The 14,246-nt window shown below is 67.7% G+C and carries 13 protein-coding genes; 8 read left to right on the forward strand and 5 right to left on the reverse strand.

The annotated features are described in order from the left end of the window. Nucleotides 1-152 precede the first annotated feature (152 nt). From B9N97_RS19330 to B9N97_RS19345, 4 genes are all read right to left on the reverse strand, one after another. On the reverse strand, nt 153-1,574 hold the full coding sequence (locus tag B9N97_RS19330; protein ID WP_085089381.1) for a homospermidine synthase: 1,422 nt from the start codon (nt 1,572-1,574) through the stop codon (nt 153-155). Between the two features lie 144 nt (nt 1,575-1,718). After that, complete coding sequence (locus tag B9N97_RS19335; RefSeq protein ID WP_085089382.1) at nt 1,719-3,002, reverse strand: type III PLP-dependent enzyme; 1,284 nt, start codon at nt 3,000-3,002, stop codon at nt 1,719-1,721. Between the two features lie 438 nt (nt 3,003-3,440). Continuing rightward, a complete protein-coding gene (locus B9N97_RS19340; RefSeq protein ID WP_085089383.1) occupies nt 3,441-4,004 on the reverse strand; it encodes a 1,2-dihydroxy-3-keto-5-methylthiopentene dioxygenase in 564 nt (187 codons plus the stop codon). Nucleotides 4,005-4,099: 95 nt separating this feature from the next. Next, a complete protein-coding gene (locus tag B9N97_RS19345; RefSeq protein ID WP_085089384.1) occupies nt 4,100-5,320 on the reverse strand; it encodes an MFS transporter in 1,221 nt (406 codons plus the stop codon). 232 nt (nt 5,321-5,552) lie between these two features. Between B9N97_RS19345 and serS the strand changes: the two genes are divergently transcribed. From serS to B9N97_RS19365, 4 genes are read left to right on the forward strand one after another with little or no spacing between them, the layout of a single operon-like run. Beyond that, a complete protein-coding gene (serS, locus tag B9N97_RS19350; protein ID WP_085089385.1) occupies nt 5,553-6,824 on the forward strand; it encodes a serine--tRNA ligase in 1,272 nt (423 codons plus the stop codon). Beyond that, nucleotides 6,824-7,606 (forward strand): 5'/3'-nucleotidase SurE, encoded by a 783-nt coding sequence (surE, locus tag B9N97_RS19355; RefSeq protein WP_085089386.1) that lies wholly within the window; start codon nt 6,824-6,826, stop codon nt 7,604-7,606. The genes serS and surE overlap by 1 nt, the downstream gene beginning before the upstream one ends. Next, nucleotides 7,603-8,256: a protein-L-isoaspartate(D-aspartate) O-methyltransferase gene (locus B9N97_RS19360; protein WP_085089387.1), complete on the forward strand. Its 654-nt coding sequence runs from the start codon at nt 7,603-7,605 to the stop codon at nt 8,254-8,256. The genes surE and B9N97_RS19360 overlap by 4 nt, the downstream gene beginning before the upstream one ends. Nucleotides 8,257-8,264: 8 nt before the next feature. Beyond that, a complete protein-coding gene (locus tag B9N97_RS19365; protein ID WP_244560792.1) occupies nt 8,265-9,539 on the forward strand; it encodes a peptidoglycan DD-metalloendopeptidase family protein in 1,275 nt (424 codons plus the stop codon). Here the strand turns inward: B9N97_RS19365 and B9N97_RS19370 are convergent. Further along, complete coding sequence (locus B9N97_RS19370) at nt 9,496-10,389, reverse strand: ATP-binding protein (RefSeq protein ID WP_085089389.1); 894 nt, start codon at nt 10,387-10,389, stop codon at nt 9,496-9,498. The two genes, B9N97_RS19365 and B9N97_RS19370, sit on opposite strands and share 44 nt — an antisense overlap. Before the next feature lie 225 nt (nt 10,390-10,614). Here B9N97_RS19370 and yajC point away from each other — a divergent pair, with 225 nt between their 5' ends. The 4 genes from yajC to B9N97_RS19390 all read left to right on the forward strand — a co-directional run bounded on the left by yajC (nt 10,615) and on the right by B9N97_RS19390 (nt 14,141). Next, on the forward strand, nt 10,615-11,040 hold the full coding sequence (gene yajC / locus B9N97_RS19375) for a preprotein translocase subunit YajC (RefSeq protein WP_085089390.1): 426 nt from the start codon (nt 10,615-10,617) through the stop codon (nt 11,038-11,040). A gap of 125 nt (nt 11,041-11,165) precedes the next feature. Then, nucleotides 11,166-12,764, forward strand: a complete 1,599-nt coding sequence (gene secD / locus B9N97_RS19380; protein WP_085089391.1) for a protein translocase subunit SecD — start codon at nt 11,166-11,168, stop codon at nt 12,762-12,764. Between the two features lie 11 nt (nt 12,765-12,775). Continuing rightward, a complete protein-coding gene (gene secF, locus B9N97_RS19385) occupies nt 12,776-13,732 on the forward strand; it encodes a protein translocase subunit SecF (RefSeq protein ID WP_085089392.1) in 957 nt (318 codons plus the stop codon). A 31-nt stretch (nt 13,733-13,763) separates the two neighbouring features. Further along, nucleotides 13,764-14,141, forward strand: coding sequence for an Mth938-like domain-containing protein (locus tag B9N97_RS19390; protein ID WP_085089393.1), 378 nt, complete (start codon nt 13,764-13,766; stop codon nt 14,139-14,141). The last annotated feature ends 105 nt before the right edge of the window (nt 14,142-14,246 follow it).

Consider the following 14,246-nt stretch of genomic DNA (forward strand, 5'->3'; position numbering starts at 1 on the left):
TGAACGATTGGGGGAAGCGAAAGCCCAAGTCAACGGTTTCAAGACCCTTCGGCGGGCAATGTCACCGTGTCGCCATGCGCCCTGTGGCAGCACTGCCGCAGCCGGCGCCGCCGTAGAGGCGGCGGGGGCTGCAGCACTTCATCCGATTTCTCTCAAACGACCCGGAAGTTCTTGAACTGCCACGGGTCATCCTCGTCAATGTCCTCGGGGAACAGGACATTGCGGTCCTGCAGCGGCGTCCAGTCGCCATAGGCGCCGACCACCTCGCCGAGATAGGGATCGGCGATGTCCAGCACCCGGCGGAAGTCCACCTCGTCCGGTTCGACCACGCCCCGATTCGGGTTCTCCAACGCCCAGACGATGCCGCCCAGCACGGTCGAGGTCACCTGCAGCGAGGTGGCGTTGTTGTAGGGGGCCAGCGACCGCGCGGTGTCGATGTCCAGCCGCGAGCCGTACCAATAGGCGCCCTTGGGATGGCCCATCAGCAGCACGCCCAGCTCGTCCATGCCGCCGGTGATCTCGTGCATCATCAGCCGCTGTTCGGCCTGCATGTTGAAGTTCTTGCCGGCCAGCTCGTGCAGCGACATCACCGCGTCGTCGCAGGGGTGATAGGCATAGTGGCAGGTCGGGCGGTAGACGACGCGATCGCCCTCGCGCACCGTGAAATAGTCGGAAATCGAGATCGCTTCGCTGTGGGTGATGAGGAAGCCGTGGAACGGCCCCTCCAGCGGGGTCCAGGTGCGCACGCGGGTAGCCGCGCCCGGCCGCATCAGATAGATGGCGGAATCGCAGCCGAACTCGTGCCGGCGCCCGTCGGGCGGCAGCGCCTTCTCGTGCGTGCCCCAGCCGAGTTCGGCCGGCTGGCAGCCTTCGCTGACGAAGCCGTCGATCGACCAGGTGTTGACGAACTCGCCGATCTGCTTGGGCTGGTTCGACACCTGGGTGTCGCGCTCCGCAACATGGATGGTCTTGATGCCCAGCTTCTGCGCCAGCCGTCCCCAGCCGTCGCGATCGGTGGGCACATCGGTCTCGACCCCGGTGTCGGCGGCGATGTTCAGCAGCGCCTGCTTGACGAAATGCGACACCAGACCCGGATTCGCCCCATGGGTGATCAACGCGGTCGGGCCGCCCTCATAGCGGCTGCGCAGCGCCAGCGCCGATTCGCGCAGCGCATAGTTGGAGCGCAGCGACGGCGACAGGCTGGAATCGGTATAGCCGCCGGCCCACGGTTCGGTGCAGGTGTCGGTGTAGAAGGCGCCGACCCGCTGGCAGAATTCGATCAGCGCGATCGACGACACGTCGACCGACAGGTTGACCAGGAAATCGCCCTTGTCGATCAGCGGCTTCAGCACCTGGAAGAAATTGTCGTTGTCGAGCGGGTTGTTGTGGAACGCGACGCCGTAAAGCTCCGCCTCCTCCCGTCCGCGCTCCTCGGCGGTGACGATGGTGATTCGGTCGGCCGTAAGTCCGTCGATGTGACGGAGAAGCAGCGGCAAGACACCCTGGCCGATCGAACCGAATCCAACGATGACCATGCGGCCTGTGAACGTGCAGAGCTTCGTGTCCAGGGCCATGATTTTTTGTCTCCCCGAGGTAGTTTAGGCCAACGACATAAGCCGGCGCGCCCGCCCACTTCGGAGAAGAGGAAACGGGATGCGCCGGGCCACTGAATGTTACGGATGTCTTTACGCTTTATCCACGGAAAACCGGCTTCTCTTTTAGGCCGCGCAGGAGCGCAGCTCGTAGCCGGGGGTGGCGAGCAGCGGCGCGTCCGACACCTCGACGACCCGCGCCTGATCGAAGCCGTTGAAGGCGGTGCGCAGGCAGGAGCCATAGGCGCCGAGCTGGCCCAGCTCGATCCAGTCGCCGGCTTTCACATCGGCCGGCAGGTGGAAGGGGCCGGCCATCTTGTCGGCGCTGTCGCAGGTCGGACCATAGAAGCTGAAAGCTTCGCTCTCGGCGTCGGTCATCGCCTCGAACGGGCGGATCAGCCGCGCCGGGAAGCGGAAGCCGGGCACGCCGGCATCCGACAGCGCGCCATAGACGCCATCGTTGATGAACAGCTCGGCTCCGCGCCGCTTGACCACCTGCACCACCAGCGAGACGCCGGGGGCGACCAGGGCTCGGCCGGGCTCGCACCACAGGCGGCAGTGCGCCGGCAGGTCGACGGTGGCGATCCCACGGGCGATGGCGGCCATGAAGTCGCCGAGCGGCGGCGGGGTGACGCCCGGATAGGACACCGGGAAGCCGCCGCCGACATCCAGCACGTCGATGGCGACGCCGCTCTCCGCGATGACGCGGCCGGCCAGCGCGATGGCGCGCTCGTAGGCCGACGGGTCGAGCATCTGCGAGCCGACATGGAAGGACAGCCCGACCTTCGGCGCCACGGCGCGGGCGGCGCGCAGCAGCTCCACCGCATCGGCCGTGGCGGCGCCGAACTTGCCCGACAGGTCGTAGACCGCGTTGCCCTTCGGCAGGGCGAGGCGCACGACAAGGCCGAGGTCGGCCGCACCGTCCGTCTCATCCAGGATCTTGTCCAGCTCCTCCCGGCTGTCGAGCACGAAGTCGCGGACGCCATACTGGTGATAGGCGTTGCGGATCGCCTGGCGGCCCTTGACCGGGTGCATGTAATGCAGGACGGCGTCCGGGAGCATCTGGCGGATCAGGCGGATTTCACCGGGGGAGGCGACGTCGAAATGGCGCACGCCGCCGGCCCACAGGGCGCGCAGAACCGCCGGCTCCGGGTTGCACTTCACGGCATACAGCACGTCGCCGCCGCGGCCGACCGCGTCGGTCGCACCGGCGAATGCCGTCAGGAAGCTGCCGGCGGTGTCGGCCAGCACACCGGGGCGGATGCAGTGCATCGGCTCTTCCGAGCGGTGCAGGGCGACGGCCTGCGTCACGGTCGAGCGGCGGCCGGTGGACAGCGAAACGGCGCTGCTGTCGTTCAGGCCGACGCGGCGCAGCGGGGTGACGGCGGAACGGGAACGCAGGAAACCCATGGCGCACTCCTATCCCCGGACGGCGGCGTGCAAACCGGCCCGGTGAGCAGACGGCGATCCCCGGCCGCGTCACAAGCCGGCCAGCACAAGGCTGGGGCACGGGTGGCGCAGCGGAATCGGCGGTTGATCGGATTTGGAAAAGGGGGGAGACGGAAATAGCCGGTGCGAGCAGCGGCCCCGGGCTGTGAAGCTCCAGGCAACAGCGCGTCGTTTACCGGCTAAAGGGCTACCGTCTCACAGCCCCACCGTGGGCAGCGTACATACTGACCTCCCTCTCGGGACCGGCCCACTGGAATGGCCGGTTCTGCCAAAAAGGACGCGGTACGTCGTAGCATAACCACAGAGGGCCATAGGCACGTGCGGGTGCGTCGTGCGGATTGATTTACGCTTTTCCGCCCGTGATTCAAGTGAATTTTTTGGGACGGAAATGGGGTGGTGTCAGGCCGCCTCCACAGCCTCATGTTCGAAAAGCGGGAAGCGTGCGGCGATGGTGTCGCCGGTCGGCGTTGCCACCCAGCCGTCGGGCCGGCTGAAGAAGCGGATCGTGGTGAAGCGCGGCCGAGGCCCCATGTCGAACCAGTGCGGCGTGCCGGCGGGAATGCTCAGCAGGTCGCCCGTCTCGCAGACCACGCGGAAGACGCGGGCATTGAGATGGATGTAGAAGGCGCCTGCACCCTCCACGAAGAACCGCGCCTCGTCCTCGGCATGGGTGTGTTCATAGAGGAACTTTGCGCGCAGGGCTTCGATGCCGTCAGTCATGGGCGTGACGCGAACGACATCCACGGTGCAGAAGCGGCGGGCCGCCTTCAATCGGTCGATGGGCGCGGCATAGGCCCGTAGCACGGCGTCGCCGTCGGCGGAGGCGGGCAGGGGGGCACCGGCGGTCCAGCGTTCATACAGGATGCCGATATGCGCCAGGTGACCGGCCATCAGCGCCGGATCGGCGGTGCGGAGTTCCGGGCGGCGGGCATCGTTTTCCAGATAGACGGTCAGGTCACTCACCCTGCGCACTCCTGCCCAGCGAACCCGTCCAGCCTGATACGCACCCCGGCGCAACGCAATACGGAGAAGGACAACCGCGACCGTTCGCCGCGCCTTCAGCGGCTGCGCTGAAGCCCGGCCGTCACACCCACCGCGATCAGGATCAGCAGCCCGACGAAGGCGGCGACCCCGGTCCAGCCGAAGCCGTGCCAGAACAACCCGCCCAGCGTTCCGGCGACCGTGGAGCCCAGATAGTAGCAGAACAGATAGATGGACGAGGCCTGCCCGCGCGCAACCGCCGCCCGCCGGCCGATCCAGGCCGACACGATGGAATGGGCGCCGAAGAAGGCGAAGGTGAACAGCGCGATGCCGGGGGCGATGGCGAACAGGCTGTCGATCTCCATCAGCGCCAGCCCGCCCACCATCAGCGCCACCGCCGCCGCCAGCGTGCGGTGCGACCCGAAGCGCCCCGACCAGCCACCGAACAGCGGCGAACTGACGACACCGAAGCTGTAGACCAGGAAAATCGCGCCGACGATGGCCGGCCGCAGCTCGAACGGCGGCTCGCTCAGGCGGAAGCCGATATAGTTGAAGACGGTGACGAAGCCGCCCATCAGCAGGAACCCGAGCGAGAACAGCCCGAGCAGTGCCCTATCGGTCAACAGCCCACGCCACGCCCGCACCAGCGCCGGCAGTCCTGCCGCGCGGCGGGTGAAATGGCGCGACGGCGGCAGGGCGAGCCAGACGGTGACGGCCGCCGCCACCGCCAGCGCGCCGACAACCCCCACCGCCAGTCTCCAGGTGCCGAGATCGGTGACGATGGCGGTCAGCACCCGGCCGGACATGCCGCCGATGGCGGTGCCGCCGATATAGAGCCCCATGGCGACGCCGGCCGATTTCGGATCGACCTCTTCGGAGACATAGGCCATCGCCACCGCCGGCAGGCCGCTCAGCGCCAGCCCTTCCAGCGCCCGCACCGCCAGGAAGCCGTGCCAGTCCGGCATCAGCGCGCCGATGATCCCGAGGATGCCGGCGCCGAGCAAGGCCGCCACCATCACCGGCTTGCGCCCGATCCCGTCGGAGATGGCGCCCGCCACCAACAGAGCCACCGCCAGCACGCCGGTGGTCAGCGACAGCGACAGGCTGGATTCGGCCGGCGTCACCCCGAACTCCTGCACGAACTCCGGCAGCAGCGGCTGGACGCAGTAGAGCGTGGCGAAGGTGGAGAAGCCGGCGACGAACAGGATGCGGCTGGCGCGGCGATAGGCTGGGGTGCCGGCCTGCAGATAAGCGACCTCTGCATCTGTCTCGGCACCGGTCTCGATCTCGTCGCGCACGCGCTCGGCTCCATTTTCGGTCTTCGACGCCGTCCATTGCGGCGCACAACGGACATTGCCCTGTCGCGACCGCCGGTTCCAACAACAGCCGGGGCGCAGCGGCCATGCCGTTGACGCAGATCCCTTTCGCGCAGATCCCTTTGGATCATGTGGATGGACGGGCTTGCACTGGACCTTGGCGGGGTCGCGCCGTATAACCAATCCCCCACCCAATTCGTTGATTGTTCGAGCCATGCACGACCTTCGCGCCATCCGTGAGAATCCCGAAGCCTTCGACCGCGGCCTTGGCCGCCGGGGACTGGCGCCGATGTCGTCCTCCGTGCTCGACCTCGACGGCCGCCGCCGCGCCGCGCAGACCCAGATGCAGGAGATGCAGGCCCGCCGGAACGAGGCGGCGAAGGAAATCGGCCTCGCCAAGCGCGAAGGCCGCGACGCCCAGCCGATCCTGGACGAGATGGCAACCCTGAAGGACCGCCTGCCCCAGGTCGAGGAGGAGGAACGCGCGCTCGGCGCCGAACTCGACGCCCTGCTGGCCGGCCTGCCCAACATCCCGGCCGACGACGTGCCGGACGGGCCGGACGAGACCGCCAACGTCGAGGTCCGCCGCTGGGGCACCCCGCCCGACATCGCCAACCCCAAGCAGCATTACGAGCTGGGCGAGGCGCTGGGCCTGATGGACTTCGAGGCGGCGGCCCGCATGTCCGGCGCCCGCTTCACCGTGCTGAAGGGCGGTCTGGCCCGTCTTGAGCGTGCACTCGCCGACTTCATGCTGGACATCCACACGTCGGAGCACGGCTTCACCGAGATCGCCCCGCCGCTGATGGTGCGCGACAACGCCCTGTTCGGCACCGGCCAACTGCCGAAGTTCGAGGAGGATTTGTTCAAGACCACCTCGACCGACCATTACCTGATCCCGACCAGCGAGGTGCCGCTGACCAATCTGGTCAACGACCAGATCGTGGCGTCGGAGGAGCTGCCGCTGCGCTACACCGCGCTGACCCCCTGCTTCCGGGCGGAGGCCGGGTCGGCCGGGCGCGACACCCGCGGCATGATCCGCCAGCACCAGTTCTGGAAGGTGGAGATGGTCGCCATCACCACCCCGGAACAGTCCGAGGACGAGCATCAGCGCATGACCCGCTGTGCCGAGACGATCCTGGAGCGGCTGGGCCTGCCCTACCGCACCATCGTCCTGTGCACCGGCGACATGGGCTTCTCCTCGCGCAAGACCTATGACGTCGAAGTCTGGCTGCCCGGCCAGAACGCCTACCGCGAGATCTCCAGCATCTCCAATTGCGGAGATTTCCAGGCGCGGCGGATGAAAGCCCGTTGCAGGCCGAAGGGCGAGAAGCAAACTCAATTCGTGCACACCCTCAATGGATCGGGTGTGGCGGTCGGGCGCTGCCTGATCGCGGTGCTGGAGAACTACCAGCAGCCCGACGGTTCGATCCTGGTTCCCGAAGCGCTCCGCCCGTACATGCGCGGAGTGGAGAGGATTTCCATCTGATGTTCGACCTGCCGCTCGACCTGTCCCAGACGCGCATCCTCGTCACCAACGACGACGGCATCCATGCGCAGGGATTGAAGGTCCTGGAAGCCATCGCGCGCGAGCTGTCCGACGACGTCTGGGTCGTCGCGCCGGAGATGGAGCAGTCGGCGGCCAGCCATTCGCTGACCATCAACCGGCCGCTTCGCCTGCGCAAGCTGGACGAACGCCGCTTCACCGTCGACGGCACGCCGACCGACTGCGTGCTGCTGGCGGTCAATCATGTGATGAGGGACGCCCGTCCGACGCTGGTTCTGTCCGGCGTCAACCAGGGCTCCAACATCGGCGAGGACGTGACCTATTCCGGCACCATCGCCGCGGCGATGGAAGCGACGCTGCTGAACGTTCCGGCCATCGCCATGAGCCAGCATTACGAGCCGGGCCAGCCTATCGACTGGTCCGCCGCCGCCGCCCATGGCGCCGACGTGGTGCGCAAGGCGGTGACGGTGGCCTGGCCGAAGAACGTGCTGCTGAACGTCAACTTCCCGGCCCGTCCGGCCGCGGAGGTGACGGGCATCCGGGTGGTGCGCCACGGCAAGCGCAAGATCGGCGACGAGCTGTTCGAGCGTGTGGACCCGCGCGGCAAGCCCTATATCTGGATCGGCACCCTGCGGGGCGAGGCCGACGTCGCGGACGACACCGACATCCATGTCGTGTTCAACGGCGGGATCTCGGTGACGCCGGTCTATCTGGACCTTACCCACACGCCGACGCTGCAGACGTTGAGGCAGGCTTTCGTGTGACATACAACCCGCGCAAGATCCGCTTGCTGATGGCCCTTCGCGGGGCCGGCGTCACCGACACGAAGGTGTTGGCGGCCATCGAGCGGATCCCGCGCGAACTGTTCGTCCCCGAGGCTTTCCAGGACCGGGCGTGGGAGGATACGGCGCTGCCGATCGACCTCGGCCAGACCATCAGCCAGCCGCTGGTGGTCGGGCTGATGACCCAGGCGCTGGAGCTTCAGCCGCGGCATCTTGTCCTGGAGGTCGGCACCGGCTCCGGCTATCAGGCGGCGGTGCTGTCGCGGCTCTGCCGCCGGGTCTTCACCATCGAGCGGCTGAAACCGCTTCTGATCGAGGCGGAGGCGCGCTTCAAGGCGCTCGACATCGGCAACATCACCACGCGGCTCGGCGACGGGACGCGGGGTTGGCCGGAGCAGGCGCCCTTCGCCCGTATACTGGTCACAGCCGCCGGTGGGCCGGAGCCGCCAAAAGACTTGACGGATCAACTCGCCGTTGGTGGTGTCTTGGTCATTCCGTTGGGGTCCGATCACCGCGACCAAAGGGTCGTGCGTTTCCGGCGCTCCGAAGCTGGCCTTATCCGGGAGGACCTGTGGCCCGTCCGTTTCGTTCCGCTGCTGTCCGACCCGCCGCAACCGGTCCGTTCCGCATGAAATCCGCCATGCCCAAGCACCTGCTGTCCGCACTGGTCCTGTCCACCGCCGTCCTGGCGCTCGGCGCCTGCGAACGGGTGGGCGGGCTGGCTCCCTTCACCACCGTCTCCGACGTACCGGATTCGGCCGGCGGCGCCATCACGGTGCAGAAGGGCGACAGTGCCTACAGCCTGTCTCGCCGCTACAATGTGCCGCTGCGCGACCTGATCGAGGTGAACAAGCTGGCCGCGCCCTACCGGCTGGAGGTCGGTCAGCGGCTGATCCTGCCGACCTCACGCCAGTACATCGTGCAGAAGGGCGACAGCCTCTACAGCATCTCCCGCATGTACAATGTCGACGTCAGCGAGCTGACGCGGCTGAACAACCTGTCGCCGCCCTACGGCGTGAAGGTCGGCCAGCCCCTGCGCCTGCCGGGCGCCAGCGACGGCAGCGGCACCATGATGGCGTCCGGCGGGGTGGCGAGCGGCGGTGCCATCGCCCTGACGCCGCAGGGGACTGCGCCGGGTGGCTCGGTCGCCGGGCATGGCTCGATCCAGTCGGCCGAACTGCCGCCGCCGGGCGCGTCCTCGTCGTCCGGCGGCATTTCCGCGACGCCGCTGCCGCCGCCGAAGGCATCCGCTGCTCCAGAACCGCCCGCAGGCCAATCGCCGGCACCGGCGGCCCAAGGCGACGTCACCTATCAGCCGGGGCAGGCGCCGACCATGCTGCGTCCGCCCGGCAGCAAGCCGGCTCCGACGCCGATCCCGGCCCCAGCCGCAACCACGCCTCCCCCGGCTGCGCCCCAGCAGGAGGTGGCCACTGCCGCGCCGCCGCCGAAGCCGGAGCCGAAGGCCGAAGTCGGCGCGCCGCCGCCGCGCGGCAGCGCCCGCTTCCTGTGGCCGGTGAAGGGCAAGCTGATCTCCGGCTTCGGGCCGAAGCCTGACGGGCTGCACAATGACGGCCTGAACATCGCAGCACCGAAGGGCACCGCGGTGGTCGCCGCCGACAACGGCGTGGTCGCCTATGCCGGCAACGAGCTGCGCGGCTTCGGCAACCTGCTGCTGCTGAAGCATTCCGACGGCTGGATCACCGCCTATGCCCATCTCGACAAGATCGAGGTGGAACGCGGCGCCACGGTGAAGCGGGGGCAGCTGATCGCCCGGGTCGGCCAGACCGGCGGCGTATCCTCGCCCCAGCTGCATTTCGAGCTGCGCAAGGGCAGCCAAGCCGTTGACCCGAGCGACCAGATGGACCGCAAGGTCAGCGAAGGGGCTTCCCGAGGCGACCGGCCAGGTCCTGGATGAACTGCCAGGCCACCCGGCCCGACCGGCTTCCGCGCGTGACCGACCATTCCACGGCCTCAGCGCGCAGCCGGTCCGCCGGGATGTCCAGGCCGAAGTGGCGGACATAGCCCTCGATCATCGCGAAGTAGGTGTCCTGGTCGCAGTTGTGGAAGCCCAGCCACAACCCGAAGCGGTCGGACAGCGACACCTTCTCCTCCACCGCCTCCGCTGGGTTGATGGCGGTCGACCGCTCGTTCTCGATCATGTCGCGCGGCATCAGGTGGCGGCGGTTGGAGGTGGCATAGAACACCACATTGTCCGGCCGCCCTTCGATGCCGCCGTCCAGCACCGCCTTCAGCGACTTGTAATGGGCGTCGTCATGGTCGAAGGACAGGTCGTCGCAGAACAGGATGAAGCGGCGCGCCTCGCCCTTCAGCCGGGTCAGAAGGCGGGGCAGGGTGGGGATATCCTCGCGGTGGATTTCCACCAGCGCCAGCTCGCCCGGCCGCTCCAGGCAGATGGCGGCGTGGGCCGCCTTGACCAGCGAGCTTTTGCCGGTGCCGCGCGCGCCCCACAGCAGGGCGTTGTTGGCCGGCAGGCCGGCGGCGAAGCGGCGGGTGTTGTCCAGCAGGATTTCCCGCTGCCGCTCGATCCCCTGCAGAAGCATGATGTCGACGCGGTTGACCACCGGCACCGGTTCGAGCCGGTCGGGATCGGGATGCCAGACGAAGGCGTCCGCCGCGCCGAAGTCGAGCGGCCGGTCGGGCGGCGGGGCAAGACGCTCCAGCGCCTCGGCGATGCGGGTCAGCAGCGGAATCAGCGGCTGGTCCGCAGCAGAGCCGTTGCCAGAGTTGTTGATGGATTGCGACATAATTTTCCGGACATTTTTTCTGGATGTTCCATGGAAAGTGGGCGCCCGCGCAGCCATCTTTCCGACGCCTTCGCACGGTAACACAGCAGGGCAAGCACACAAGCTGTGGCCGCCCTGCGGATTGTGGCGCATCACCATTGCATCCCGGTCATGGGCGGCTATAGTCGCGGCGTCCCGGCGGAACGCCGATTGGGTGCCGAGACCAAACCTGTAAGGAGCTTCCAGATGTTCGTTTCGACGGCTTATGCACAGACGGCGGCCCCGGCTGGCGGCGGCGGTGACATGCTCGTCCAGTTTCTGCCGCTGATCCTGATCTTCGTCGTCTTCTACTTCCTGCTGATCCGTCCGCAGCAGAAGAAGATGAAGGAGCATAAGGCGATGCTGTCGGCCATCCGCCGCGGCGACCGCGTCGTGACCGGCGGCGGCATCATCGGCGTCGTGACCAAGGTCGGCACCGACGACGAAATCACCGTCGAGATCGCGGAGAATGTGCGCGTGCGCTGCCTGCGCTCCACCGTGAACCTCGTGCTCGCCAAGACCGAGCCGGCCGGCAAGTCCGGCGGCGACGCCGCCCCGGCCACCGAGGGCGAGGCGAAGCCGGCCGACACCACCGCCGCCGGCGGGATCGGCAAGCTGTTCGGCCGCAAGTAAGCCGCAGCCGGGCCCCTCTCCCGCGGGTCGGCCCGAAGGCGCTTCCCGTCCGGCCCGGCCGTCGTCCGCCCGCAAGCGGCGGACCGGTCGCCCGGACCGGGTGTCTGATCGGATTCGAGTGACGCATGCTCTATTTTTCGCGCTGGAAGATTTACATGATCCTGGCGACCTGCATCGCCGGTTTCATCCTGATGCTGCCCAACTTCATGGGCCGCGACACGTTGGCGGCGCTGCCGTCCTGGTACGCCAACACCCGGGTGTCGCTGGGTCTCGACCTGCGCGGCGGATCGCATCTGTTGCTTGAAGTCGACATGGCCACCGTCATCCGCGACCGGGTGGAAGGTCTGGTCGACGGCGCCCGGCAGCAGTTGCGCACCGCCAACATCGGCTACACCGCGCTGAACGCCGGCGAGCGCGCCGTGACCGTCCAACTGCGCGACCCGGCCCAGGCCGCCGAGGCGGTGAAGGCCCTGCGCCAGCTCGCCAGCCCGGTCGGCCGCACCGCCCTGGGCGGCGGGCAGCCCGACCTCGACGTGACCGCCGACGGCGACACGGTGACCGTGGCGCTGAGCGAGGTCGCGCTGCGCGACCGCGCCACCCAGGCCATCGAACAGTCGATCGAGATCGTCCGCCGCCGCATCGACGAGACCGGCGTGAACGAGCCGACCATCGCCCGCCAGGGCGACGACCGCATCCTGGTCCAGCTGCCCGGCGTGGAGGATCCCGACCGCATCAAGCGGCTGCTCGGCACCACCGCCAAGATGACCTTCCGGCTGGTCGACGTAAACGCCGATCCCAACACCGGCCGCGCCCCGCCGGGGTCCGAGATCCTGCCGTCGGCCGAGGGCGACCGCTATCAGTCCAAATACGTCATTCGCAAGAAGGTCGAGGTCGACGGCGCCACGCTGCAGAACGCATCGGCCGGCACCAATCCGCAGACCGGCGAATGGGTGGTGAATTTCGAATTCAACACTGCCGGCGCCAACCGCTTCGCCGAAGTGACCAAGCAGAATGTCGGCCGGCCCTTCGCCATCGTGCTCGACAACAAGGTCATCAGCGCCCCCGTCATCCGCGAGCCGATCACCGGCGGCCGCGGCCAGATCAGCGGCAACTTCACCGCCGCCGGCGCCAACGACCTCGCCGTGCTGCTGCGCGCCGGTGCCCTGCCGGCCCCGCTGAAGGTGATCGAGGAGCGCACGGTCGGTCCCGACCTGGGCGCCGATTCGATCCGCGCCGGCCTGACCGCCGTCGTCGTCGGCTTCGTGCTGGTCTGCGTCTACATCATCGCGTCCTATGGGCTGTTCGGTGCCTTCGCCTGCTTCGCCCTGCTGATCAACATCGTGCTGACGCTGGCGGCGCTGTCGCTGCTGCACGCGACGCTGACGCTGCCGGGCATCGCCGGCATCCTGCTGACGTTGGGTCTGGCGGTGGACGCCAACATCCTGATCAACGAGCGCATCCGCGAGGAGACGAAGAAGGGCCGTGGGGTCTTTGCGTCGATGGAGGCCGGATTCAGCCGTGCCTACAGCACCATCGTCGACTCCAACCTGACGACGGCCATCAAGATGGCGCTGCTGTTCATCTTCGGCACCGGCACCATCAAGGGCTTCGCCGTCACCATCACCTTCGGCATCCTCATCTCCATGTTCACCGCGACGGTGCTCGTGCGCCTGATGATGGTGACCTGGCTGCGCCGGACGCGTCCGGCCACGCTGCCGGTCTGAGAGGTCCAACGATGTTCCATCTCCGCCTCGTTCCCGACAACACCAAGATCCCGTTCATGAACGGCCGCATCGCCGGCCTGGTCGTGTCGGCGGTGCTCTCGCTTGCCTCGGTCTTCCTGTTCTTCTATCCCGGCCTGAACTACGGCATCGACTTCCGCGGCGGCATCGTCATCGAGGCCCGCACGCCGCAGGCAGCCGACTTCGCCTCGCTCCGCCACACCCTGACCGGCCTCGACATGGGGCAGGTGGCGCTGCAGGAGTTCGGCTCGCCGCAGGACGTTCTGATCCGGCTGGAACGCCAGCCCGGCGACGATGCCGCGCAGCAGGTCGCTGCCGACCGGGTGCGCAACACGCTGGCCGAGGCGGTCCCCGGCACCCAGGTCCGCCGTGTCGAAGCGGTCGGCGCGTCGGTCAGCGGCGAGCTGTTCGCCAACGGCATGCTGGCGCTCGGCCTCGCCATGCTGGCGATGCTGATCTACATCTGGTTCCGCTTCGAATGGCAGTTCGGCTTCGGCGCGGTGGTCACGCTGCTGCTGGACATCACCAAGATCGTTGGCTTCTACGCGATCACCGGGTTGCAGTTCAATCTGGTGGCGGTCGCGGCGATACTCACGATCATGGGCTATTCGGTGAACGACAAGGTCGTGGTCTATGACCGCATGCGCGAAAACCTGCGCATCTACAAGAAGATGCCGCTGCGCGAGCTGATCGACAAATCGATCAACGAGACGCTGAACCGTACGCTCGGCACCTCGATGTCCACCCTGCTGTCGATCATCCCGCTGGCGCTGTTCGGCGGCGAGGCGCTGCAGGATTTCGGCATCGTGCTGATCTTCGGCATCTTCCTTGCGACCAGCTCGTCGATCTTCATCGCCGCCCCCATCTTGCTGTTCCTGGGTGAGAACCGCCTGCGGCGCGGCACCCCGACCGACGCCCCCGCCGGAAACTCCCCGGCGACCACGCCGTAAGGCCGGACAGCGACAGCAAGGAGAGGGCAGCATGGCCGACATCATGCCGATGATCCCGTCGGACCGTCAGGTCATCGACGGCTATGGTCCGGGACAGTTCTGCATTTCCGGCCAGTGGCGTGTCGGCGCGGTGATCGTCCTGCCCGACCGCACCCTGGCGTGGGAGGCGACCGACGCCGCCTCCCTGTCGGTGGACAACTTCTCGTCCGTGTTGGAGGCCGAGCCGAAGGTGGAAATCCTGCTGCTCGGCACCGGCCCCACCATGCGGATGATTCCGAAGGACCTGCGCCTGGGCTTGCGCGAGCGGGGCGTGGTGGTGGAACTGATGGACAGCCGGGCGGTCTGCCGCACCTACAACGTCCTGCTGGCCGAGGGCCGGCGGGTCGCGGCGGCGATGCTGCCTGTGTGATCCATACATCAGCTCTGAAAACGACAAAGGCGCCCTTTCGGGCGCCTTTGCTTTAGGCATGTCCTTACGGCGCTTGCCCCCACCCCGACCCTCCCCCGCTCTCGG

This window comes from Azospirillum oryzae (genome assembly GCF_900177515.1).
Classification (GTDB): domain Bacteria; phylum Pseudomonadota; class Alphaproteobacteria; order Azospirillales; family Azospirillaceae; genus Azospirillum; species Azospirillum oryzae_A.

Excerpts from the sequence above, each read along its gene's own strand:
- B9N97_RS19330 (WP_085089381.1), bottom strand. The coding sequence starts at position 1,574 with ATGGCCCTGGACACGAAGCTCTGCACGTTCACAGGCCGCATGGTCATC.
- B9N97_RS19335 (WP_085089382.1), bottom strand. The coding sequence starts at position 3,002 with ATGGGTTTCCTGCGTTCCCGTTCCGCCGTCACCCCGCTGCGCCGCGTC.
- serS (WP_085089385.1), top strand. The coding sequence starts at position 5,553 with ATGCACGACCTTCGCGCCATCCGTGAGAATCCCGAAGCCTTCGACCGC.
- surE (WP_085089386.1), top strand. The coding sequence starts at position 6,824 with ATGTTCGACCTGCCGCTCGACCTGTCCCAGACGCGCATCCTCGTCACC.
- B9N97_RS19365 (WP_244560792.1), top strand. The coding sequence starts at position 8,265 with ATGCCCAAGCACCTGCTGTCCGCACTGGTCCTGTCCACCGCCGTCCTG.
- B9N97_RS19370 (WP_085089389.1), bottom strand. The coding sequence starts at position 10,389 with ATGTCGCAATCCATCAACAACTCTGGCAACGGCTCTGCTGCGGACCAG.
- yajC (WP_085089390.1), top strand. The coding sequence starts at position 10,615 with ATGTTCGTTTCGACGGCTTATGCACAGACGGCGGCCCCGGCTGGCGGC.
- secD (WP_085089391.1), top strand. The coding sequence starts at position 11,166 with ATGCTCTATTTTTCGCGCTGGAAGATTTACATGATCCTGGCGACCTGC.
- secF (WP_085089392.1), top strand. The coding sequence starts at position 12,776 with ATGTTCCATCTCCGCCTCGTTCCCGACAACACCAAGATCCCGTTCATG.
- B9N97_RS19390 (WP_085089393.1), top strand. The coding sequence starts at position 13,764 with ATGGCCGACATCATGCCGATGATCCCGTCGGACCGTCAGGTCATCGAC.